Here is a 22,539-nt window from a genome sequence, read left to right on the forward strand (position 1 = left end):
TCTGTACTTCTGCGCCGAAAACGTCTACACTTGAATTAATGTTGTTGTCGAACAGCATGTTCTGCTTTCCTAGCTGCTCAAAAATTCCAATGGAGATCACTCCGTCATCTGCGATCTTTACAAAGATTTCCACCAAATATTCCAGCCGCGCCAACTCCAAAAACAACCCGACGCTCCCGAGCTTGTCATTACCAATTACGCCCCCCATGCTCCAGGGAGGGACTTTTCTTTCCTGGAGCAGATGAGTAAGCCTGCTACCTAGAAAAGGGTTCTGTTTTAAAGTGCCATTTTAAACTTCTCATAACACTCAAATCAAACTTTGCATGACATTGATGAATGAAAAAGTTTATGCGACATTGTATAAAATAAATATATTGTTATACACGTATCGTCAAATAGTGCATATAATTACTAAATTTCCTTGTGTAAAAATAAAAGTGTAATTACTTGATTTTAATTGGCCTTTTGTTTTATAATTAAAGTAGTTTTGGTTAAAAATATTATGGATTTTGAAATCCTAAATTATTAATATTACTATGGAGGTAGTTTATGGCAGATAAAGATCATGTGGTATGTACTTGTTTAGGGACCACTTTAGGAGAATTGCAGGATGTGATAGATGCAAATCCTGGAATTACTGTTGAAGAATTGATGGAAAAAACAAGTGCCGGTACAATCTGTGGAATGTGCATTGATGGTTCCAATGGAGAAGAAATTTCTCTTAATAGTCTTATTGAAGAAGCGAATAAAAAGTAGAGGTAATTATGAGTGAGTCTCATAAATGTGAATGCCAAAATGGAAATACAATCCAAAAAGTCTTAAATAAGATTATTGCAGAAGATCCCGGTATATCTGTAGAAGAATTGATGGCGAAAGCACGAGAATTTAATTCTTGTGCTTCCTCGCATCAGCAAAAAATCAAGGATAAGTATTATGAGTGAGGAAATAAATTTTGATGAATTAAGTATTGTGCAAAAACTTCGTTTAATAGAAGATAAATTAAATCAGGAAGTACGTCCTATGTTGGTTTTAGATGGTGGCGATATGGAAATTGTTGATCTTAAAGAAGATGAGGATGGTACTTTATTGTTATTTATTCAGTATCTTGGAGCTTGTAATGGCTGTCCTAGTGCATCTACAGGTACGTTAATGGCAATACAGCAGTATCTGAATGTCAAAATTTCTGATAGGATAGAAGTGATACCTGTTCAGTAGTTATTTGATTCGTTGAAATACTTGACCATTTTCATTGAGTATTTGTTTAGCTGATTGTATGGGTATATCATAGGTATAAGGCCATGCATATAATTTTATAGTATGTGGGTCAATCGACATTATCCCAATAAGAAGAGCTGATTCTGTATTATCGTAGATACTGAGCAAGGAAAAATTAGTATCTATGCCTCTTTGTATATAAGGAGTTTCTGTAAATCCTAATATTCCAGTAAGTTTTATTTTAATTTTTTTGTTACGAATTATTACTTCATAATCGTTTTTAGGATCTTTAACTTTCCAGCGTGTGTTTTGTAAGCGGTCTATTAAAGGAAGAGAGATGTTGTTAATTTTTTTTTCTGAAATACAACCAGTCATTAATAGTATAAAAAAAATAGATAAATAATTCATTTTTTTATTTTTTTACCATTTCTTGAGCTAATATATTGTGGCGTTCTCTAAAACTAGTATCACCTCCAGCTGAGCTTTGAATTGCAGTGGAAATAGTTTTAGGATCTTTAATGAGGACAGAAACAACTAAATTATTTGTTTGGTCATCAACGTTAAAAACAATGAAATCTTTATCTTCTTCCAGAATTGTAGTTCGGCCATTAGAGATAGCAAAATTTTCATTCAACTGCACAGTGACTCCATCACTACTGAATTTAATATTAGCTGCTGGATAACTAGGCATTTCCCAGTAACTATTTTTAAGCTTTTTTGATAATAAAGGTGATTTTGCTGACTCAGAATCCTTTTTACTTCCGCAAGCAGCTACAGTAAGAATTAGTGTTAATAAAATTCTCATATAACGCTCCTTAATATTAAGATATTGAATAATTATAATATAAAAATAAAAATTTGTAAAATTTTTTTGTTTTTACTATCTTTTTCACGAAAAACAAGCTATAATATATTATGTAAAATAGGATATAAAATGCATAAAGTCATATTTCTTTTAATATTAAGTTCATGTGCTATTCATGATTTCCGAAGTAATGTCGTTTTTAATGATATATATGATGGTCCTAAGATAGAATTTTTAGATCCGGAACCTAATAGTATGATTAGTAATGATGCAATTCCGTTATCTTTCCAAATTTCGCACCCAATGGGTATAAGATATGCTCATATCGTTTATTCAAATCAAGAAAAAAAATATTCTTATGATGCTTTTAAATATCCTACAACCGCCACAATTAATGAATCTTTATCTGTTTCTAATAGTGGACCTATTACGGTTTCTATACGTGCTGTTACCGGAAAAAATACGGAATTAATTACTAACATCAATTATAATATGCAAATTACAACAACATATTTTACACTTTTTTATGGTCCTTCTACATCTTTACCGACAGCATATGTACAGGTTACTTTTTTACCGACAAGTGCTCCAGCATCGCGTATTGTAGTGGACGGTCCTATGGGAACTGAAGAAGTATTAGCACCTCCTGGTGGTTTTGGTTCTACGGCAAGAGTATCGAATTTAAATCTAGATTTCGGAAATAATCATTTTACTTTAAGAGTAATCTCAATTTATGGGCGTATTTCGCATGATGCATTTACGGTTTTTCGTATTTAATAGAGCATTTTTACGATATTTTCAAAATGAAATCCATGGGATGCTTTAATAAATACTACGGTATCCTTTCTTAAATGTGTTATCAATTTTTCTGATAGTTCATTTAAAGAATTAAAAATGTAATAATTGATATTATGATTTTTTAGAATACTGCTATGTTTAGAAAAATATGTGCCCATAATAAAAAGTTCATCAATGCATTTTTTAGATATCAAATCATTTATTATTTGCTTATGAATATCATCGCTATAAGTGCCTAATTCTAAAATATCACCAATAACAGCAATGCAATGTTTATTATTTAACTTTTCTTTTTTTAAGATATTAAAACCTGCTTTAAAAGACTCTAAAGAGGCATTGTAACAATCTAGAATAAGCATAGCTCCTGATTTTTTATGTAATTGTGTATCCATACGGTGTTCCAAATGATTGCTGAATAGGTTTAAACATTCTTGTAAAAAATTAACGGGAATATTAAATATTTCCATACAAACAAATAATATAGCAATATTTTCAAGAAGGTGAATGCCTGGACATGGGCAATAAAATTGTTCATTGGGAATTCTATAATGCTTAAAAGTAAATCCTTGTATTCCATAATCTTCATGAATATATAGTTTATCTGGATCAAAAAAAATTACTTTGCCTTTAAATTTATTGAGCAGTAAATTTTTATATGGATTATTTTTATTGAAAATAAGAATAGAATTTGATGACATTCCATCGATAATTTCTGCTTTTGCATTGGCTATAGCATCCATAGAACCCAATTGTCCTACATGGTTCCAACCAATATTAGTAACAATTCCTATTTCTGGTTTTGTAATTTTCGATAATAATGATATTTCCTTAGCATGATTCATACCAGCTTCCAAAATAGAAATTTGTGCTTCGTGAGGAGTCGAAAGTATCGATAAGGGTAGTCCAATATCGTTATTCCAATTTTTATGTGCTGTATGGATACTGTATTTTTGATTTAGCAAATGCATCAACATATGTCGTACGGTAGTTTTTCCAAAACTACCGGTAATAAGAATATGGGGAATATTCAAACGTTTTCTGTGAGCAGAAGCTAGTTCTGCAAGGGCTTGAATACTATCAGTAACAATATAAATAGTAGCATCATGAGGAATGGATACAGGTACTTGCTCCAGGATAAATACTCGAACACCTTGTTGGTATGCGTGTTCAAAAAAATCATTACCATTGAAATTCGGTCCTTTTATTCCAATAAAGCATGTTAAAGTCGGATCTATTATAGACCGAGAATCTATAGTAAAATAGTCGATTTTAAAAGGATGCTCTCTCAAAGCTTTTCCGAAAACAGTATTAAAAAATTTATGATCGAAAATTTGGTTTTGTAAAAACATATAAACCTCTGCAATATAAAGGTAAGGAATTTTCTATGAAGATTCGATTTTTGGGTACAGGTACATCGTCAGGAGTGCCTGTTTTGGGTTGCATGTGTAGAGTATGCCTATCTCAAGATCCTCGAGATAAAAGAATGAGATGTGCGTTGTTAGTGGATGCCGATAATCAAAAAATTCTCGTTGATGCTGGTCCTGATATTCGTCAACAATTACTTTTATCTCGCACGCAGTATATTGATGCTGTCCTCATTACTCATGATCATTTTGATCATGTCATTGGGCTGGATGAATTGCGTCCTTTTTCTTTCTATAAAAAAATTCCTCTTTATGGTAATGCTTTATCAATGGCGGGTGTTAAAGAAAAATTCGCCTATCTGTTTAATGATGCACCTTTATATATTGGTGGTGGTTTGGCGCAGTTCAGTCTAAATGAGGTAGAGCCTTATAAGTCTTTTTTTGTAGAGAACCTTCAAGTGATTCCTCTTGGAGTACAACATGGAAAACTACCTATTTTAGGATTCAAAATTAAAAATATGGCTTATCTGACTGATGTTAAAGTGCTACCTCAGACATCTATCGACTTAATATTGGATATTGATGTATTAATTATTAATTGTTTGCGGAAAAAGTATCACAATACCCATCTTAATTTGCCGGAAGCATTAAAGTTAATTGATATGATAAACCCAAAACAATGTTATTTTATTCATATGAATCATGAAGTACTAGCTGCAGAATGGGAACAGACACTTCCTGATCACGTATATTTAGCATATGATGGATTAGAGTTGATATTATAACTTATTTTTTGCAAAAAGAAAAGCCTCATAATGAGGCTTTTCTTTAAATATTAATTACTACCAATAACTAATTTGTACTGGTGACAATACTTTTCATTTTTCCGTGCATAGGAGTAATAATTTCCATTACTTCCATATTGATCATCTCAGGCATTGTCATTTGAATAACCGCATATGTAATAAGAGCTACTAAGTAAACAAAGAACATCCACCAAATCGAAAAACGCGCATAATTACCAGCCATTTCTGAACATAATGTTGCTTTGGCTATGTCTCCTTGTTTTTCAAAAACACTAACTTGTCTTGAATATAGCATACCCATAATAGACATGATAAATGGAGGAAGTCCAGCTAAAAAAAACATAGGTCCTAAAATTGATAAGACAAAGGCGACAATATTTTGCCATAAATATGTTTTAATACTTCCTTTTTCTCTGGTGTTTGTTTGTGCTTGTTCCATGGGAACCTCCTTACGTTTTACCTTCCCATATAATTTAAACATTAGCTTATAATATTGTCAAGTATGGTGATTGTTTCTTCAAAATTATTTTTTTCTGTTATGTCCTGTTTAAGAAATTGATTTATTTTATCTATTTTTGTTAGTGATTCGTCTATTTTGGGATTTGCTCCTCTAACGTATGCTCCGATATTAATCAAATCCTCAGATTCGCGGTAAGTAGTGGTTAATTCTTTTAATTTTCCGGCTAATGCTTGGTGTTCTGGATGAGTGATATCTTTCATAGCGCGTGATACGCTGGCAGAAATATCGATTGCTGGAAAATGATTTTTTTCTGCTAAGGATCGTGATAAGACAATATGTCCATCTAAAATACCCCGTACTGTATCAGATATTGGTTCGTTGCTGTCATCACCTTCCACAAGAACCGTGTAAAAAGCAGTAATTGCACCTGTATTATTTGTTCCCGTACGTTCAAGCAGCTTTTGCAGGGTAGAAAATACACTAGGAGTATAGCCACGTAATGCCGGTGGCTCTCCTAGTGATAAACCAATTTCTCGTTGTGCCATAGCAAATCGTGTGATAGAATCCATCATAAACATTACTTTTTTGCCCTGGTCTCGAAAATGTTCAGCAATGGCGGTAGCAACATAAGCACCTCTTAATCGCAATAATGGAGGTTCATCTCCTGTCACAGCAATAACAACAGAATTTTTCCTACCTTCTTCACCAAGATCATTATCTAGAAATTCCCTTACTTCTCGACCTCTTTCTCCAATAAGTGCGATAATATTAATATCGGCATTTGTATTTCGTGCAATCATGCCCAATAATGTGGATTTTCCAACGCCACTGCCCGCAAAAATACCCAATCGTTGCCCAACTCCTGCTGTAAGTATACCGTCAATAGCACGGATACCAGTGGTCATAACTTCTTGAATCCTCTCGCGTGAGTAGGGATCAGGTGGATGCTTATCAATCTCTGTATAAGCTGATGTTTGAATTGGTCCTAAATTGTCAATAGGAAGCCCATCTCCACCTAAGACTCGTCCTAATAATTCATTACCTACAGCAACTTGCAAAGGTAGGCGTGTATTTTCTATTTTCATATTAGGTGCAATACCATGAATGTGCCCTAATGGCATAATTAAAGTTTTATTATGTTTGAAGCCAACAATTTCTGCTTTTATAGGGTATGAATCGTGAGTGTAAATATAACATAAATCCCCAATAGAACCAACAGGACCTTTTGCTTCTATCAGTAGTCCATTAAGACTTTCAATTTTACCATAACTTTTTAATACAGGTGTACGATCAAGAGCGTTTTGATATTTAATAAATATATCAGTCATCAGTAGTTCCTAAACAATAATATCATCAACTGGTTTATCTTTTAGATTATCACTATTTTCTGAATAAGAATTATGAATATATTCTGATTCTGAATCAGAAGAAACAGGAATAACTTCAGGAACTATTATTTCTTCTGATGAGGATTCGTTATAACGCATTTCAGGAGGCAAATCCTTTCCGTAATTTTCTTGTTGGGCAAATGCTGTAGGGCTATCATCAATTACTGATTCATTATCCAACGTATCATTATTTGATGATACGACTTCTCTTTTTTTTGTCTCAGGTGTTTTAATTTTAACAGGCATGTAAAAACGCATTTGAGTTTCTAGCTCTTCCAGTTGGGAATTAATAGTGGCATCGATATCACCTGTATCTGTTTCGATATATACGCCACCAGGTTCTATTGTTGGATCTTCTATAAATTTTATTTCTGCTTGAGCTTCTATCATATTAATAAGTTCTTGCTTGTGTGAAACTGCAAAATTATAATCCCGCGGTGATACATGGATAAAAATAGTCATAGCTCCTTTAAGCAATTCTAAAGCTGCTTTGATATTGTTGATTACTATTTCTTTATAATCTGCTGTTAATTTTTTAACAATTTTTCCTACCATAGTGAGGACAAGATTGATAACTTGGGTTTCGCTATGCATTAAAATACGTTCCCGTTCTCTTACTGTTTCTGCAACAACACTATGCAAACGTTCTACAAGAAGTTGAATTTCTTCTTTACCTGATTGAAAACCAAGTTCCTTACCTTCAGTAAAGGCTTCTTGATGAGCTTCTGTTTTTAATTTTGTAATAGTTTTTTGAGCCTCTTCCAGTATTTCCGATGCTTCTTTTTGAGCTTGTTGCATTATTTTTTCAGCATCTTCTTTACTTTGTTGGATGATATTTTCTTTTTCATGAACGGATTTTTGAATTCGGTCGAAAGCATGTTGTTCTGCGTCTTCCATAACTTTTCTAGCTTCATCTTTTACTTGTTCTAAAATTTTGTTAGCTTGTTCATGACCTTGTTGTTTTTTTTGTTCGATTTGGTGTTCAAGCTGTTGGATTTCTAGATTCATATTGTTGATACGTTCCTGTACAGAAAGTTCTTCTTCGAATTCCGAACGGAAAGATCTTATAGGAACTGCTATCTTATTAGAATCTTTGAGTTTGTATTGACCGTTGTGTAGAATTCTAGCGTGAGGATCGAATGTATTGTTGGTCACAATATGCTCCTATATTATACTACTAAATCATCATCTCCACCTCGAGCGACAACGATTTCTCCTTGTTCTTCGAGCTTTCGGATAACAGAAACAATTTTTTGCTGAGCTTCTTCAACTTCTTTAAGGCGTACAGGACCCATAAATTCCATATCGTCTCTCAACATTTGAGAAGCACGTTTTGACATGTTGCGGAAAATTTTATCTTGAACTTCAGGATCAACAGATTTAAGAGCTTTTGATAGATCATTATTATCGACATTACGCATAACTTTTTGAATACTTTTGTCATCCAGTGTAATAATATCTTCAAACACAAACATTTTCTTTTTGATTTCTTCTGCCAGATCGGGATCGTCTTCTTCTAGAGTTTCAATGATATTTCTTTCGGTAGTTCGATCTGCATTATTGATAATGGCAACAACGGTATCGATACCTCCTGCCGAAGTGAAATCTTCACTGCTGAGAGTTGATAATTTACGTTCCAATACGCGTTCTACTTCACGTAAGATTTCTGGAGAAGTCCTGTCCATAGTAGCGATTCGACGCATGATATCTGCTTGTAAATCAGTATTCAGCGAAGCAAGAATAGTTGCTGCTTTTTGCGGATCCAAGTAGGATAGAATCAAGGCAATCGTTTGAGGGTGTTCATTCTGAATGAAGTTTACTAAATGAGTAGGATCTGTTCTTCGAATAAAATCAAACGGTTTGGTTTGAAGAGATGATGTAAGCCTGTTAATAATATCGACAGCCCGTTGTGTGCCTAATGCTTTTTCTAATACGTCTCGGGCGTAATCAATGCCTCCACTAATAATAAAATCTTGAGCCATCATTAATTCTTGAAATTCCATAAGTACCATATCTCTAGTTTCAGAATCAACTAAATCCGCACGAGCCAACTCAAAAGAAACTTCTTCAATTTCTTCTTCTTTCATATGTTTAAGTACTTCTGCAGATACTTCTGGCCCAATAGAAATTAGAAAAATAGCAACTTTTTCTTTTCCTGAAAGCACCTTTTTTTTACGGGAACTATTTTTTTCTGCAGTAGTTTTTTCTAAAGGCATAATATACTCCGTTTTATTGAATTTCTAATAACCATGTACGTAGTAACTTAGCTGTTTCTAGCGGATGTTCGCGGACTGTGTTGATAACGCTTTCTAATAGTTCATTGCTTGCTCTTTCTTCCATTGACAATTCCAAACCAGAACGTTCTGCTTCTGCTTGGCGAAGCGCTGCTTCGCGCATAGCAGCTTGTTGTCGTAGTAATTCTTCCTCTTTACGCCGTCGTCTGATTTCTAATTGAGTGGCTATTATACGGTATAAAATAGTCAGCAAAATAAGTGATGCAATTGTAATTAAAGCAGTTATTATAATACGTTGAATAAGCATGCGGCGACGGAATGCTTCGTCTTCTGATGCAAATTCGCTAGAACGATCAAATTTTAATGGTCGGACAATAACTAAATCTTTTCGTGCTGCATTGAATCCCACAGATCCTTTTACTATCTCTTCATATGCACGAATTTCAATGTCATCTACGGGTGTATATTCTCTCTGAATACTCCCATTTGTTAATAAAACCTCACCTTTACTGTTTCTAATAATACGCCATGTGCCATCTATAGCAACAGAAATACTAATTCTCTTGATTTCGTAAGGAGCTTTTTCTTCCTGGAATTCACGTGTACCTGTAGTAACATTTTTGGTTGTTTGATTCCGTTCGTATTGATTGAAACGATCAATTTTATCTTTAAGGCCGGGAGGAACATTATCTTCAACACCAGCTGGTCCTTCAGGAATATAAGATGGACCTCTATATTTTTCTGTAACTTCATCAGAACTAACTAAGACTTCTAATACTTGTTCACTGTCATCATAAGGGGTTAAAGGGTTATCCGGTTTTATAATAGTAGGTAATAATTCTTTTGCGGTTGAAGAACGTCTATTCCAATCAAATTCAATATCAGCAGATACTAAAAATCTATCTTTAGGTAAGGATGAACTTAATGCTTGTACTACTCTAGCGGTATAGCGAGCCCTTTCTCGTTCGATAACTCGTAATTGTTCCCGAGCAATTCGAACTTGTTCCTCACCTTCGTTTGGCACAAGCAAATCCGATAAAATATTGCCTATATTATCTACAACAACAATATTTTCTTTATTTAAATTGGGAATACCATAAGCTACTAAATTTACAATGCCTTGGATTTTTTGTTTATTTTCAGCAATAGACGAGTAGGGAGCTGGTGTAATTACTACAGATGCTGTTGCTTCAGCTTGACTATCTGTATATAATTTATCATCAGGAAAAGAAACTTGAATACTTACGTCTTCAATATCTGCTAATGTTTTAAGATGTTTTGTCATTTCACCAATAATAGCTCTGCGTAAATTAACATCACGTTCAAAATCAGTAGTTGTAAAGCGTTGGACGTCAAAAAGTTCCCAACCTCTTACATTTTGCGGAATGATGCCAGCTTGCCCTAGCTGCATCCGAATGTTTTTTGCTGTATTTGGGTCCGAAACAATAATATAAGAATCATTTTTGGTATCAAATTTGATTCCCATTTCTTGTAATTTAAGAGTAACTTTAGCATAGTCTTCAGGAGAAAGAGGAGATTGATATAATAAGGATGAGGTGCCGACATTTCCGGTGAAGTGAACTGTTAAACCAACAACAAGGATACAAAAAAACAAGCTAATACCTAATAATGTTTTTTGTTTAGATGACAATTGAGAAAAGCGATCAGTAATTTTCTGTAATAATGCAGACCAGTCAGGCATTGTTACTCTCCTTAAAAACTATGTCCATATAAATAATAATAAGAAAATCAATATTTTGGAGTAATTATCTAATATTTAAAATTTCTGTGTAAGCACGAGCAGCTCGTTCTGTGATTGCTTTGAGCATTCCAACAGAAAGTCGTGCTTTTTCTGTTGCTATCATAATATCGGCAATATTTACAGTATCGGGTGAAAGAATTGCAGCTTGTTGTAAATCATCTGCCTTATGTTGGTCTTTATTTGTTTTTTCAATGGCTTTGAAAAAAATTTCTGCAAATGATTGTTCTGTATTCTGATCAGATGATTTAATTGTTTTTTTGAGGTGTCTGGTATCTGTTGTATTCATCTGGAGTGCTTCTCTGATTGATGAAAATTCCATAATTTCCTCCCAAAATCTCTATTGAAAATTATGAAGTAAAATGATTTTTTTTGCAAATTATGTGTCAATATATTTTAATAATTTATTGACCTAATCTTAAGGCCCTATCGAACATTTGTTTTGATGATTCAATCATGGTTACATTAGCTTCGTACGAGCGGTTAGCAGCAATCATATTAACCATTTCTTCTACAATATTGACGTTTGGATAGGCAACATAACCTGACCAACGTCCCCCCGAAATAGCATCAGGATGGGTAGGATCATAAACCATACGGGCTGGTGCTTCATCTTTTTCGATCGCATTAACTTTCACACCTCCGCCCATTTCTGGCTGCAAAGCTTTTGGAACATGAGGACTTTTAAACACTGGTGTCCCTGCACGCGGTGTAAGCACTACCCTTGAACGCTGATAAGGTCCACCTTCAGTTGTACGTGTTGAATTGGCGTTGGCAATGTTGTTAGCAATAACGTCTACTTGCAATCTTTGGGCTGTGAGCCCTGTAGCACCTATATTCATACTGGTGAATAAACCCATAATAAGCTCCTTATATTGTAATTTTATTATGACATGGCCAAATCGAGAAGTTTGATATTGCGGTTGTAAATTTCCATCATTAAATTGTAGTGCATAGTATTTTTTGCAGCATCGGCGGTTTCGCGGTCTATATCGACGTTATTGCCGTCGTTGCGATAACTAGTGTCGTATTCAACACTGATTTTTCCTTCAATGCGTCTGAAATCAATTTTTTTGTTGAATGAGATATGTCTAGGATCAGTACGATATGTTTCAAGACGGGGAGGAATTTCAGAATCAACAGCCCTACGTAGTTGCGATTCGAAACTAAGCTCAGCTCTTTTATATCCTGGAGTATCTACGTTTGCGATATTATTAGCAATAAGATTGCGGCGGAGTATGGAAGCATCTAATCCTTTTTCTAGGAGTGCTGCTGTTCTTCCTATTCCTAAGGTAGTGTTTCCAAATATCATAGAAAATCCTCTCTTAAATTTTATAGTCCTGCTCTATAAGAATCGGAATTTTAAAAAAAAACTTTATTATTTAAAGAAAAATAATAAAGTTTTGGCAGTTTTTATACCGACAATTTTAAAGAAAGGTTCCGGTAGTGAGATATATTTTCCCTCGCTGAAAGAGAGAAGTATTATACTTCTCTCTTTTTTATATAAATTCTTTGAACACGTTCAGATAAATTAGTTAAAATATCATGAGGAATAGAATCTATTTTTGTTGCTAAAATGTCTGCTGATAGTTGATTGTCGTCAAGAATAGTTACTGTTGTCCCAATATTATAATTATCATCCCCTAAATTAACTAAAATCTGATCCATGCATACATTCCCTACGATAGGATATAATTTATTATTAATTTGAACCTGTCCTTTATTAGAAAAATTTCGAGAAAATCCGTCAGCATATCCTATCAAGATTGTTGCTATGTTTGTGTCATAGGAGGCAGTCCAGGTTCCTCCATAAGATACTGAAGTTCCCCTCTTAATTCTTTTGATCTGTGAAATTTGCGCGTAGAGCGATAAAATAGGTCTTAATGAATTGTGCCCGTATCCGTAAGCTCCTAACCCAATGCGTACCATATCATAATGGGCTTGAGGAAAGTAAAAAGTACCAGCGCTATTACAGGCGTGTATTGTTAATGGATTGTAAGCTATTGATTTGATATGATTGACTGTCTGCGTAAAAAGTTCCACCTGACATGCTGTAACTGTTTGGTTTTCTCCTGAAGCAAAATGAGTCGCAATGCCTGTACAATTAATTCCGGTGGTATTTTGGATTTTTTGGAATGCTTTGACAGCGTCTTCAGGGAAAAATCCTCCTCTACTCATTCCTGTGTCTATTTTCAGATGTACTGTTAATGGTTGTTGAAATTTTTGGACGTAAAGACGATATTCTTGGAGATATTCTATATGGCTGAGCAGAGGAATCAATCCAAAACGAAATAAATCTGGAATTTCGTTTTTAGTATGTTGCGTTAAAACAAGAATGGGCAATTGAATACCTGATTCACGTAAAGCCCTGCCTTCATGAGGAGTAGCTACTGCTAGCATATCAATATTAAGATCAGCACAAGCATGAGCTATAGGAATTAATCCGTGTCCATATGCATTTCCTTTAACTGCAATACATAATTTTGCTTCTGAACCGATTAATTTTCTAATAGTTGAAATATTATGAGTCAAGTATTCCAAATTGATAACTGCAGAAGTTCTAAAATCCATAATGGCTCCTTGCTTCTAGAAATGCGCTGATAATGAAAAGGGGAATAACTAATCCGAAACATAAGATAATTGTTTGAATGGATATTTTTTTATGTTGTGTGCTTATGCTGGCAGAATAAAATCTTATTAACGCTGCTAGTGCAATAATTGCGGGAGTTTCAAAGAAAGCATGAGGAAAAAGTAACCCTGCTATTATTGATATATTTTTTAGAAATGCCAATGTTACTCCCAATAAAGTTCCGTTTAATATAAGAAAAAAAGTAATAAAACGATCATTTCGGGTTCCCCAAAAAAAGATCAATAATCCAGAGCAAAGATTGGACAGCAAAAGAGTATAAAAAGAAAATCGAATATAAGAGATCATGTTTGACAATGAAAAAAAGAGGTTATAAAGCCATACTTGAGGAAGCAATAGGCAAGCAGTCAAAGCAATAAAACAAGAATAAAAAAATTCTTTTAATGAATGTATGAAAAATTGTTTATAATTGGGCATTTTTATTCAAATTATTCAGATCTTTTTGAAATTGACTTACTATCAGTATATTATTAAATGATATTTCTTGGCATATAAGTTCGGACAGTGATTTTTTTAAGGTGTTATTTTGAGGTTCGCGGGCTATTTTTAACTGCAGTTTATTTATTTCTTTTTGGAGTTCGAGATTTTTTTGTTCTGCTGTTTTAATTGAAAATTCTTCTTGGTTTAGGAATAAAAAAAGATCCAATACAGTTTCGTGGAATGTCGCAAAATCGGCTGGAGTGGAAAACCCCGCTTTTTTTAATTTATTACTTAATTCAGGAGAATCGAACAATGCTTCATAAAATTTAAGATTGAAGTCGTGATCGGATAATTGGTCAACATAAGGTTGATTACGGAATATGGTTGAAAAGTCCAATATAGAAGGGAGAGTTTTCATATAATTATTCATATTTGATAGTTCAAGTCTTATGGTTGGTAAGCAGGAGGGTATTGTTTCTGTTTTTTCTGTAGAGCATGAAGCTAATAGTAACAAAAAGGCAATGTATTTCATAAAAATTCTCCTAAAATCCTGTTCTTTTAAATTCTTTGTCGAGGAAAGGGCGGCTTATTTTGATAGTAATCGGGCGTCCATGAGGGCATGATAACGGACAGCTAAGTATTTGCCATTCTCTCAAAAGCTCTTGGATTTCTTCTAGAGACAGAAGCTCTCCTGATTTGACAGATCCTTTACATGCGATCATTTTACAGGTTTCATCCCATATGTATGATTCATTCAAAGAAGTGTTTTTGTTAAGGTCAAGTAGGTCTCTTAGTATGGTTTCAATTCTAGAGGGTGATAAAAATGAAGGAATAGCATCAATAGAAAAAGCTGTTTCACTTATTCGTGTGTGGCTGAAGCCTAATTTTTCAAAGGACAACCCTTCAAAGATATCAGCTTCAGTTTTGCTAACCTCAAAAATATAAGGAATAATAGTTTGTCGTTCGATAGAGATATTGTACATTTTTTTTAGTTTTTCATACCGGATTCTCTCATGCATAGCATGAAAATCCACCAAAATCATTATATGGGCTGATTCAAATATAAGATAAGTGGAAAATATGGTGCCAATATATTGTGCTGAAAAAATTTGGCTTTCTATAGGCGAAGAGGAAACATCTGATTCAAAGAGAGAAACATGCTGGGAATGACTGCTCGATTTCTGTGATGGTGAAAAATTATAAAGAGGCATACGAGTTTGTACAGGCATACTATAATTTTTTCGAATAGTAATATTATCATCCTTCGTAATAGTGATTCCTCCATTGTTTGTTGCTTTTTCTATGCCTTGCCGAATGCTCCGCCTAATAATGTCTGCAATAAGACGTTCATTTTCGAAACGTACTTCTTTTTTTTGAGGATGTACGTTGAAGTCTATATGTTTTGGATCCATGTCAAGATAAAGAAAAAGTGCAGGAAATCGGTTGGGTGGCAGTAGGTTATTATATGCCAAATGAACTTGCTGGCGCAACCCCTGCCATTCTATGGGCCTATTGTTGATGAATAGAAATTGATGGGAACGTGTCGGCTTATACCAGGATGGATGCGAAATAAATCCCCATGCTGAAATATAAGCTTCTTGGTAATTAAAAGAATATAAAATATCTTTTGTATCAGGGAAAAGATAATGAATACGTTCTAATATATTCTGTACTGGAAATAGGCGGTATTTTTGTTCATTATTATGATGTAGTGAGAAGTCGGTATGAGGATGAGCTAAGGTTTTTTTTATGAATTCTTGTACGCAGGCTCGATATTCGCCACTGTCCGTGCCTAAAAATTTTAGTCGAGCGGGTGTCGTTTTGAAAAGATCAGCAATAGTAATTTGGGTTCCGGAATTCATTCCTTTTGGAAGGACATTTTTTTTCTCTCCGAATTCAATAGTATAGCTACTACCGAATTCTTGTTTAGCAGGCTTGGAAGATATTGTTAATGAAGAGACTTCTGCTAAGCTAGCTAAAGCTTCGCCTCGAAAGCCAAATGTAGAAAGTGTTTGTAGATCATCAAAGACGGAAATTTTACTAGTAGCATGCAAAACTGGAGCAAGGGTAATTTGCTCTTCTCTGATTCCAACTCCGTTATCCGTAATTACTATTTGATTTTTCCCTCCTGCAATGAGTTCTACTGAGATTAAGTTAGCTCCAGCATCAATGGCATTATCCAGAAGTTCACGTACAGCAGAAGCTGGACGTTCGATAACTTCTCCGGCAGCAATCTTCATAATAGTAGAAGGATCCAATAAGCAGATAGACATCAATTAAATCCTAATAATATTGGGTTTTTTGTTTTTGAGGGTGTAAATTAATAAAATAATTCCGATTATTACCATCGGAAATGTAAGCGTCATACCTACTGTCAGCCAATTACCAGCAATAAATCCTATTTGAATATCAGGTTCTCTGAAAAATTCTGTAATAATTCGTGAAATTCCATATAAAATAAGAAATGTAGCTGTTAGAAAACCTTTATATCGCGATTGCGGAATTTTATAGTATAAAATCATCTGCACAGTTAAAGTAAATAATCCTTCCAGTAATATATGATATAATTGGGATGGATGCCTAGGTACCTGAATGTATGTAGCATTATTGATTGTGTATTCAGTAATGTTAGGAATAAGTTGCAATTGTACGGCATCAATAAAGGGTTGAGCTTTTTCCAAAGGCAATACGGTAGCTCCAAGATGCCCTAATTCTGGTCTTCGCGGAAATACCATGCCCCATGGCATAGTAGTGGGTCTGCCGTAAAGTTCGCCGTTGATGAAGTTGCCAAATCGTCCGAATGCAAGCCCCATAGGAACTGAAACTAATACAATATCTGACAATTCCAATAAGCTGAAAGGTTTAAGAATTGAGTGACGGATTTTGAGTGCAGCAAATGCTCCTATGTACGAACCAATAAATGCACCATGAAAACTCATACCCCCTTCCCATACTTTGAAGATAGCTATGGGATTCTCAGAAAAATAGTATTCAAAATTGTAAAAAAGCACATATCCTAAACGTCCTCCTAAAAGTACACCGAGCATAATATAAAATGAAAAATCACTTAAAAATTCGTTGTTAGTCGATAATTTATTATCTTTAGCAAAAGAAATTCTATTTTTCGCACATTCACGTTTTGTCCACCAATAAGAAAATAAAAAACCGAAAATATACATTAAGCTGTACCAGCGTATTCCAAAATCTCCAATCCGGAATAGTGCTGTTGATATAGCAGGGTGGGTTAAATACATAAATACCTCACTGTTAAGGATGAATAAATTCTGCATCAATAAAACAACGTTCCATATTGATTTTTGTAATGCGGATACGGACCTTATTGCCAAGCCTATATATTTTAGTGCCGCGTTTATTTTTTGCGAGCAAATTTTCTTCGTCGAATATCATATAATCATTCATCGCGGCATAACGGATCATTGCTTCTATGCCAGTGCCTTCCATTTCAACAAAAATTCCAAAATTTGCTATGGAACTAATAATTCCTGCAAATTCTTGACCTTCGTAAGGTTTCATGTAGCGGGCTGCTTTAATTTTAAAAAAATCCCGTTCTGCTTCCATGGCAATCCGCTCTTGTGCAGAAATATGCTGTGCAATTTTATCAAGTTCATTTTCAGTGTAAGGCTGCTTGGCATTGTGTGATGAAAATAGAAAAAATTTTATTAGCCGATGAACAACAAGATCAGCATAACGGCGAATCGGAGATGTAAAATGTGCATACAATGGAAAACTTAATCCAAAATGTCCGATATTTTCGCGATGATAAACAGCTTGTGCCATAGATCTCAAAACTAAAACTTCTCCACTCATTTTTAGCGGGGAAGTTTCCAGAGATGCAAGAAACAATTGAATATCTTGTGGACGTGGTATATCTGGTAATTTGACTCCAAGTTTAGCAGCGAATTTTTTTAAATCCTTATATTTTTCTGGAGGAGGTGTATCGTGTATTCGAAATAAACCTAATTTTTTTTTAGTAAGAAAATCACCAACTGCCTGGTTGGCACTAAGCATAAATTCTTCAATAAGCCTTTCCGAATCTAATCTGTCTTTTTGGTAGATTTTGGTAGGATTGCCATTTTTGTCTAATATAATTTTTCTTTCTTTGAAATTAAAATCAATGCTTCCATTATTAATTCTTTTTTTGTATAGAATTTTATAAAATTCTTTCATGAGATTAATATTTTTTTGCAAAACAGGATCTGTTTCTGTTTGATTATTCATAATTGCTTGTACTTTTTGATAAGTCAATCGATAATGTGAACAAATCCATGTTGGTATAATGTTATATTTCAATACTTCACCGTTTTTATTAAATGTAATGAAAATGCTCAATGTTCGTTTATTTTCTTTAGGATTCAAGCTGCATAAATCGTTTGATAATTCTTTCGGCAACATCGGAATCACTTTATTAATGAAATAATAACTATTAGCTCTTTTATATGCTTCTTTATCTAGAATTGAATTTTGAGGCACATAATAGGAGACATCTGCAATATGTACGCCTAATGTCCATTTACCAAAGAAGTGTTTTTGGATACTGATTGCATCATCTAAATCTTTTGAATCTTCACCATCAATAGTAATTATAAATTCTTTTTTTAGATCTTGGCGATAAGTATCTTGCGATTTCCCCCAAATTTTCTCTTTGATTTCTTGAGTGGCACCAAAAGAAAATTTTTCAGGTAAAGAGTAGCGATCTTTGATAAGAGTGAAATCATCTTCAACTTTACCTGCTGTTAAAATTGGTTTGGTATGTCTCGGAGCTGCATTAGAATGAGAAGTACATAAAGATAGATCAATAATTTTTATTGTACCTTTTTTTAAATTAATATTTATTGCACCATATTGTTTCCACTGTTTTAAGTAATGCTGAACGTTTTTTTTTTCTTTTGGTATTGTTATATTCAAATGTTTGTAAATTGAAGCAATATCTAATTCTTTTTTGTCTGATAGAAAATGAAGCAAATTTTTCTGTAACAATCTGATACTCCTTTTTAATGCAAGAATAGTTAGTTTTGCATTAATTGTTTTTGATAATTATTATAGGCTTTATTCAGTTTGTTTTTATATGTAATAATACCAGAATCAGACCACGAAATTTTAAAATCTTCTATTAATTTATTTCTTAATTCTAATAATTTTGCATAATGACGATTATATAAAATTGTCTGTTCTAATTCCTGCTTAGATTCAGCAAAAGTTTTAAAAATAGGATTGTCATTTTTATCATAATTTTTGATTGGCCTGTTGTTAGTATTTGCATAAAATTCCTGTAATTCTGCCATAGTAATATTTTTATCAATGGAACTAAAGAGTTTCTCTCCTAAAATTTGTTGAGCTGTTTCAAGATCCAATGTTTGTTCTTGTTCTGCTAGGATATCTTTGTATTCTTTGGTTTGTTTAATATTAGAGTTATATCCTTTGTACATTATAGCAATTTGATAAATTGTAGCATTTCTGCCGCTTCGTTCTGGTGATGCTAAAAGTTTTAGAATTTCTAAATTATCTAATTCTTGGGCAAACCCCAGAATAGGCAAGATTTCTTTAATTTGGGAAAGTGAATATTTCTTTTTCCAGATACTAATGATAGGTGTTTTTTCAGAAATTTTTGATACATTGTTTGTTTTGTTATGAATAATTACTTTATCACCGTCTAGTGAATACAAATATTTAATATTTTGGTTGAGATAATCATATAGTAATGTTTGCCGTGCCGGAGAAAATTCATAGGTATCAATGTCTTGAATACTTGATGTTTTTGCAGGGTTGTGAATATAAATAACATAATAACCATGAATGCCTTCAATTACTTCAGGGTAAAGTCCAGTTGCTTTTTCACTAAAAATAGTTTCATCTAGATCAGGATAGGTTCCTTTAATAATTTCGCCTAAATATCCGCCATTATCGGCACCTAAAGGTTCCTGAGAAATTGCTTCTGCTGTATTCCCAAATTCTTCAATAATATTAGAAGATAATGATAATTTATTGAGTGTCTCTAACGCTTGTTGTAAATTGTTTTTATTAGAAATTTCATCTTCTGTTTTTTTGAAAAAAATTCGAGAAACTTCTGCAGATTGTACTTTTTGAGAGTTTATTGCTTTTTTTATTAGTTCTTGACCTTTTTGATAACCTAATTGATAAGGTAAAGTTTTTATTAATTGCTCTTTTTTCTCAATAAATTGAGGATCTTGTTGGTAATTGGATATTTTTTGTGCTTCAAGAGGTAATAAAATAGGATCTAATGAAGTTAATAAAATATAGTTTCTTAATAGATCATCATTAGTTTGCATTTGATCTATTTTTTCTGCTGAAATATGGGGGAAAAAAGCTTGTATATCTTTAATTGCCTGATTTACCGTAATATAAGATGTTTTTTGACCATTATGATAACTGATTAATTTTTGTTGAATGCCACATGCTGTTATTAAAAGAAAAATAATAAACAATTTGATATTTTTTTGCATTAAATACTCCTACTCAAATTATAGCATAGGCTTAAAGTTTAACAAATTATCGGATAAAAATCAAGTTTTTCGAAGTTGATATTTTTGTGATATCAATTCCTTCAAAACAAGAAATTTTTTTTCCAGAGAAATAAAAATAGAGTAAGATCGGAAAGATAATCAGGATCATTTTTATTTATGGTTGTAAAAAATACCTGTTTTGACTTAATTATGATAGAGTATTAGCAAGAATACAAATTCTTTAGGAATACGTTATATTATAAAATATCAAAAATGATGATTTTAGTAGGTAAATATATAAAATAGAGATTTATATTTTTATTTTATTGAATATGTTAGATTCCCATTCTTTTTTATCTAGAAAGGGAAACATATCTTCTAATGATGGTGAAATCATCGTCCCATCCTCTAATTTTTTAGCTAACAGTTTGGGGGTAAAAATATAATCATCATTTGTAATTATTTCACATAAAGCTGGTCCTTTGATGTTGAGAAAATCTGTTAATTGTGATTTTAAATTTTGGGGATCAGAAATTCGTATACTAAAAATATTAAAAGCTTCTCCAATTTTATTGAATTCCGGAATACCAACCCCACTTTTTTCGGATACACCAGTCATGTTCCCTTTAAAAAAATTATTTTGAGTCTGCTTTATAGAAATATAGCCATTATTATTAATGATAAAAATTTTTATCGGCAGATCATAGTGTTTTATTGTTTGAAGTTCTTGAATGTTCATCATTATAGAGCCATCACCTTCTAGACAAATAATCTGACGCCCTTTGCCGCTCAAACAAGCGCCTATAGCAGCAGGTAACCCATATCCCATTGATGCATTTCCTGAGTTGCATAATACTCTTTGCTCGCTATGAAAATTAGCAGCTTGGAATAGTGTCAAACTAGCTGTAGCGTTTGCTGAAACAATAATGGCATCTTTGTCTAATAATCCCAACATTTCCATCGTAAACCCGTAAGGATTGATTTGGTTGTTTGAATGCTGGTATTCTGGATTGATCGATGGATGATATTTGTCTTGTAAATTTTTGCAAAATGCCAGCCATTTAGGTCGTTCTATAATAGGAGTTTTCTCAGCAATCAGAGATAAAAATTGTGATAGATCAGCTTGAATCTTGAGGTCAGGAATAATAGTGGGCTTTTCGAGCTCGGCGGAATCAATATCGACAACAATTTTATAAGCATTTTTCGCATAATTTTCATAATTGTAGCTGACTTGACGAATATTGTTGCGTGTTCCTAAGCATAAAATAAGATCTGCGTTTTGCAAAGTGAAATTGCCAGCCCTTTGACCTAAAGTGCCGATACGACCTGCAAAATTTGGGTGATTGTCAGGTAAAAGTCCCATACCGTTAAAAGTAGTGACCACAGGGATTTTCATTTTGTTCAGCAATTGAAGAAAGCTAGATTCTTGTCTTGATAAATGGATACCGTGTCCTGCAATAATAAGAGGTTTTTCTGCTTTCTGTAATTGTACCAGAATATCATCTATTTTAAAATTATAGTTGTTGTTTTGTGGAGGAATAAAAGGTTTTAAAAGATTTTCATCGATCATTGCACTTTGGATGTTTAATGGAATGTCTAACCAAACAGGGCCTTTTCTGCCTGTTGTAGCATAATAAATGGCTTGATCCAGATGGTAACCAATAAGTAAAGGATCATCAACCAAAGCAGCATATTTCGTGAGAGGTTGGACTATTTTTATAATATTTGTTTCTTGATCTCCTAATTGTCTTAAATTGAGATGAGGACAGGAATAAACAGTGGTTTCTAGTTTGACTTGACCTGATATATATAATACAGGTACACTGTCTGTCCATTGTCCAAAAACACCATTCAAGCAATTTAATCCACCGGGTCCTGTAGTTATGTTGACTACAGCTAATTCTTGATTAATACGTGCATAACCCTCTGCCATAAATGCTAAGGCTTGCTCATTATGGGCGGTGGTATAAGGAATAGCTCGACCGAAACTATCATTAAGATGCATCGAACCGCCACCAGAAATCAGAAAAATATTATTTATGTTGTACTTTTGTTTTAATCTCTGGGCAATATAGTCAGAAACTTTAATCATTATAACTCCTTGGTATTGCGTATAAAATAAAATTGTCCATGATAAGTGAGTGCAATGCATAATATCTTA

The 22,539-nt window shown here is 33.4% G+C and carries 25 protein-coding genes; 5 read left to right on the forward strand and 20 right to left on the reverse strand.

All coding sequences use genetic code 11. The annotated features are described in order from the left end of the window. Positions 1–208 (reverse strand): hypothetical protein (locus BM018_RS05260; RefSeq protein WP_143280423.1); only part of this gene is annotated, 208 nt, incomplete at its 3' end. A 341-nt stretch (positions 209–549) separates the two neighbouring features. On the opposite strand from BM018_RS05260, the gene BM018_RS05265 reads away from it, so the two are divergent. Genes BM018_RS05265 through BM018_RS05270 form a run of 3 tightly spaced genes read left to right on the forward strand, consistent with a single transcriptional unit; the run spans position 550 to position 1,215 of the window. Further along, positions 550–756, forward strand: coding sequence for a (2Fe-2S)-binding protein (locus BM018_RS05265; protein ID WP_092319343.1), 207 nt, complete (start codon positions 550–552; stop codon positions 754–756). An 8-nt stretch (positions 757–764) separates the two neighbouring features. Further along, the gene (locus BM018_RS07845) at positions 765–941 is read left to right on the forward strand and encodes a hypothetical protein (RefSeq protein WP_159428196.1); all 177 of its coding nucleotides are present in this window, start codon (positions 765–767) and stop codon (positions 939–941) included. Next, positions 934–1,215 (forward strand): NifU family protein, encoded by a 282-nt coding sequence (locus BM018_RS05270; RefSeq protein ID WP_092319345.1) that lies wholly within the window; start codon positions 934–936, stop codon positions 1,213–1,215. Before BM018_RS07845 ends, BM018_RS05270 begins: the two co-directional genes overlap by 8 nt. On the opposite strand, the gene BM018_RS05275 is transcribed toward BM018_RS05270, so the two are convergent. Continuing rightward, positions 1,216–1,623 (reverse strand): hypothetical protein, encoded by a 408-nt coding sequence (locus BM018_RS05275; protein ID WP_092319347.1) that lies wholly within the window; start codon positions 1,621–1,623, stop codon positions 1,216–1,218. Positions 1,624–1,627: 4 nt separating this feature from the next. Continuing rightward, a complete protein-coding gene (locus BM018_RS05280) occupies positions 1,628–2,020 on the reverse strand; it encodes a hypothetical protein (RefSeq protein ID WP_092319349.1) in 393 nt (130 codons plus the stop codon). Between the two features lie 129 nt (positions 2,021–2,149). On the opposite strand from BM018_RS05280, the gene BM018_RS05285 reads away from it, so the two are divergent. Then, positions 2,150–2,797: a hypothetical protein gene (locus BM018_RS05285; RefSeq protein ID WP_092319351.1), complete on the forward strand. Its 648-nt coding sequence runs from the start codon at positions 2,150–2,152 to the stop codon at positions 2,795–2,797. Here the strand turns inward: BM018_RS05285 and BM018_RS05290 are convergent. Beyond that, a complete protein-coding gene (locus tag BM018_RS05290) occupies positions 2,794–4,167 on the reverse strand; it encodes a UDP-N-acetylmuramoyl-tripeptide--D-alanyl-D-alanine ligase (RefSeq protein WP_092319353.1) in 1,374 nt (457 codons plus the stop codon). The two genes, BM018_RS05285 and BM018_RS05290, sit on opposite strands and share 4 nt — an antisense overlap. A gap of 35 nt (positions 4,168–4,202) precedes the next feature. On the opposite strand from BM018_RS05290, the gene BM018_RS05295 reads away from it, so the two are divergent. Next, a complete protein-coding gene (locus tag BM018_RS05295) occupies positions 4,203–4,967 on the forward strand; it encodes an MBL fold metallo-hydrolase (protein ID WP_092319355.1) in 765 nt (254 codons plus the stop codon). A 67-nt stretch (positions 4,968–5,034) separates the two neighbouring features. Here the strand turns inward: BM018_RS05295 and BM018_RS05300 are convergent, their stop codons facing one another. The 16 genes from BM018_RS05300 to BM018_RS05375 all read right to left on the reverse strand — a co-directional run bounded on the left by BM018_RS05300 (position 5,035) and on the right by BM018_RS05375 (position 22,470). Next, positions 5,035–5,427 carry a hypothetical protein gene (locus BM018_RS05300; RefSeq protein WP_092319357.1) on the reverse strand — a complete coding sequence of 131 codons (393 nt, stop codon included), beginning with the start codon at positions 5,425–5,427 and terminating at the stop codon, positions 5,035–5,037. Positions 5,428–5,468: 41 nt separating this feature from the next. Further along, positions 5,469–6,776, reverse strand: coding sequence for a flagellar protein export ATPase FliI (gene fliI, locus BM018_RS05305; protein ID WP_092319359.1), 1,308 nt, complete (start codon positions 6,774–6,776; stop codon positions 5,469–5,471). A 9-nt stretch (positions 6,777–6,785) separates the two neighbouring features. Further along, a complete protein-coding gene (gene fliH / locus BM018_RS05310; protein ID WP_092319361.1) occupies positions 6,786–7,991 on the reverse strand; it encodes a flagellar assembly protein FliH in 1,206 nt (401 codons plus the stop codon). 14 nt (positions 7,992–8,005) lie between these two features. Next, the gene (gene fliG / locus BM018_RS05315) at positions 8,006–9,052 is read right to left on the reverse strand and encodes a flagellar motor switch protein FliG (RefSeq protein WP_092319363.1); all 1,047 of its coding nucleotides are present in this window, start codon (positions 9,050–9,052) and stop codon (positions 8,006–8,008) included. A gap of 13 nt (positions 9,053–9,065) precedes the next feature. Then, entirely contained in the window at positions 9,066–10,772 is a 1,707-nt protein-coding gene (gene fliF / locus BM018_RS05320) for a flagellar basal-body MS-ring/collar protein FliF (protein ID WP_092319365.1), read from the reverse strand. Positions 10,773–10,836: 64 nt separating this feature from the next. After that, positions 10,837–11,151, reverse strand: a complete 315-nt coding sequence (gene fliE, locus BM018_RS05325) for a flagellar hook-basal body complex protein FliE (protein WP_092319367.1) — start codon at positions 11,149–11,151, stop codon at positions 10,837–10,839. A gap of 82 nt (positions 11,152–11,233) precedes the next feature. Next, on the reverse strand, positions 11,234–11,689 hold the full coding sequence (gene flgC / locus BM018_RS05330; RefSeq protein ID WP_092319369.1) for a flagellar basal body rod protein FlgC: 456 nt from the start codon (positions 11,687–11,689) through the stop codon (positions 11,234–11,236). 26 nt (positions 11,690–11,715) lie between these two features. After that, a complete protein-coding gene (gene flgB / locus BM018_RS05335) occupies positions 11,716–12,141 on the reverse strand; it encodes a flagellar basal body rod protein FlgB (RefSeq protein ID WP_092319371.1) in 426 nt (141 codons plus the stop codon). Positions 12,142–12,311: 170 nt separating this feature from the next. Beyond that, positions 12,312–13,400 (reverse strand): alanine racemase, encoded by a 1,089-nt coding sequence (alr, locus tag BM018_RS05340; protein ID WP_092319374.1) that lies wholly within the window; start codon positions 13,398–13,400, stop codon positions 12,312–12,314. Further along, positions 13,390–13,893 (reverse strand): stage II sporulation protein M, encoded by a 504-nt coding sequence (locus BM018_RS05345; RefSeq protein ID WP_092319376.1) that lies wholly within the window; start codon positions 13,891–13,893, stop codon positions 13,390–13,392. The genes alr and BM018_RS05345 overlap by 11 nt, the downstream gene beginning before the upstream one ends. Further along, a complete protein-coding gene (locus BM018_RS05350) occupies positions 13,880–14,428 on the reverse strand; it encodes a hypothetical protein (protein WP_092319378.1) in 549 nt (182 codons plus the stop codon). The genes BM018_RS05345 and BM018_RS05350 overlap by 14 nt, the downstream gene beginning before the upstream one ends. A gap of 10 nt (positions 14,429–14,438) precedes the next feature. Continuing rightward, complete coding sequence (gene mutL, locus BM018_RS05355) at positions 14,439–16,169, reverse strand: DNA mismatch repair endonuclease MutL (RefSeq protein WP_092319380.1); 1,731 nt, start codon at positions 16,167–16,169, stop codon at positions 14,439–14,441. Positions 16,170–16,172: 3 nt separating this feature from the next. Continuing rightward, positions 16,173–17,150 carry a prolipoprotein diacylglyceryl transferase gene (lgt, locus tag BM018_RS05360; protein WP_159428197.1) on the reverse strand — a complete coding sequence of 326 codons (978 nt, stop codon included), beginning with the start codon at positions 17,148–17,150 and terminating at the stop codon, positions 16,173–16,175. A 13-nt stretch (positions 17,151–17,163) separates the two neighbouring features. Beyond that, complete coding sequence (locus tag BM018_RS05365) at positions 17,164–18,894, reverse strand: ribonuclease R family protein (protein ID WP_159428198.1); 1,731 nt, start codon at positions 18,892–18,894, stop codon at positions 17,164–17,166. A gap of 29 nt (positions 18,895–18,923) precedes the next feature. Beyond that, a complete protein-coding gene (locus tag BM018_RS05370) occupies positions 18,924–20,378 on the reverse strand; it encodes a peptidylprolyl isomerase (protein ID WP_092319386.1) in 1,455 nt (484 codons plus the stop codon). A 310-nt stretch (positions 20,379–20,688) separates the two neighbouring features. Next, positions 20,689–22,470 carry a thiamine pyrophosphate-binding protein gene (locus BM018_RS05375; RefSeq protein WP_200778572.1) on the reverse strand — a complete coding sequence of 594 codons (1,782 nt, stop codon included), beginning with the start codon at positions 22,468–22,470 and terminating at the stop codon, positions 20,689–20,691. Positions 22,471–22,539 lie beyond the last annotated feature (69 nt).

The organism is Brevinema andersonii (assembly GCF_900112165.1).
Taxonomy (GTDB): Bacteria; Spirochaetota; Brevinematia; order Brevinematales; family Brevinemataceae; genus Brevinema; species Brevinema andersonii.

Excerpts from the sequence above, each read along its gene's own strand:
- BM018_RS05265 (WP_092319343.1), top strand. The coding sequence starts at position 550 with ATGGCAGATAAAGATCATGTGGTATGTACTTGTTTAGGGACCACTTTA.
- BM018_RS07845 (WP_159428196.1), top strand. The coding sequence starts at position 765 with ATGAGTGAGTCTCATAAATGTGAATGCCAAAATGGAAATACAATCCAA.
- BM018_RS05270 (WP_092319345.1), top strand. The coding sequence starts at position 934 with ATGAGTGAGGAAATAAATTTTGATGAATTAAGTATTGTGCAAAAACTT.
- BM018_RS05275 (WP_092319347.1), bottom strand. The coding sequence starts at position 1,623 with ATGAATTATTTATCTATTTTTTTTATACTATTAATGACTGGTTGTATT.
- BM018_RS05280 (WP_092319349.1), bottom strand. The coding sequence starts at position 2,020 with ATGAGAATTTTATTAACACTAATTCTTACTGTAGCTGCTTGCGGAAGT.
- BM018_RS05285 (WP_092319351.1), top strand. The coding sequence starts at position 2,150 with ATGCATAAAGTCATATTTCTTTTAATATTAAGTTCATGTGCTATTCAT.
- BM018_RS05290 (WP_092319353.1), bottom strand. The coding sequence starts at position 4,167 with ATGTTTTTACAAAACCAAATTTTCGATCATAAATTTTTTAATACTGTT.
- BM018_RS05295 (WP_092319355.1), top strand. The coding sequence starts at position 4,203 with ATGAAGATTCGATTTTTGGGTACAGGTACATCGTCAGGAGTGCCTGTT.
- BM018_RS05300 (WP_092319357.1), bottom strand. The coding sequence starts at position 5,427 with ATGGAACAAGCACAAACAAACACCAGAGAAAAAGGAAGTATTAAAACA.
- fliI (WP_092319359.1), bottom strand. The coding sequence starts at position 6,776 with ATGACTGATATATTTATTAAATATCAAAACGCTCTTGATCGTACACCT.
- fliG (WP_092319363.1), bottom strand. The coding sequence starts at position 9,052 with ATGCCTTTAGAAAAAACTACTGCAGAAAAAAATAGTTCCCGTAAAAAA.
- fliF (WP_092319365.1), bottom strand. The coding sequence starts at position 10,772 with ATGCCTGACTGGTCTGCATTATTACAGAAAATTACTGATCGCTTTTCT.
- fliE (WP_092319367.1), bottom strand. The coding sequence starts at position 11,151 with ATGGAATTTTCATCAATCAGAGAAGCACTCCAGATGAATACAACAGAT.
- flgC (WP_092319369.1), bottom strand. The coding sequence starts at position 11,689 with ATGGGTTTATTCACCAGTATGAATATAGGTGCTACAGGGCTCACAGCC.
- flgB (WP_092319371.1), bottom strand. The coding sequence starts at position 12,141 with ATGATATTTGGAAACACTACCTTAGGAATAGGAAGAACAGCAGCACTC.
- alr (WP_092319374.1), bottom strand. The coding sequence starts at position 13,400 with ATGGATTTTAGAACTTCTGCAGTTATCAATTTGGAATACTTGACTCAT.
- BM018_RS05345 (WP_092319376.1), bottom strand. The coding sequence starts at position 13,893 with ATGCCCAATTATAAACAATTTTTCATACATTCATTAAAAGAATTTTTT.
- BM018_RS05350 (WP_092319378.1), bottom strand. The coding sequence starts at position 14,428 with ATGAAATACATTGCCTTTTTGTTACTATTAGCTTCATGCTCTACAGAA.
- mutL (WP_092319380.1), bottom strand. The coding sequence starts at position 16,169 with ATGTCTATCTGCTTATTGGATCCTTCTACTATTATGAAGATTGCTGCC.
- lgt (WP_159428197.1), bottom strand. The coding sequence starts at position 17,150 with ATGTATTTAACCCACCCTGCTATATCAACAGCACTATTCCGGATTGGA.
- BM018_RS05370 (WP_092319386.1), bottom strand. The coding sequence starts at position 20,378 with ATGCAAAAAAATATCAAATTGTTTATTATTTTTCTTTTAATAACAGCA.
- BM018_RS05375 (WP_200778572.1), bottom strand. The coding sequence starts at position 22,470 with ATGATTAAAGTTTCTGACTATATTGCCCAGAGATTAAAACAAAAGTAC.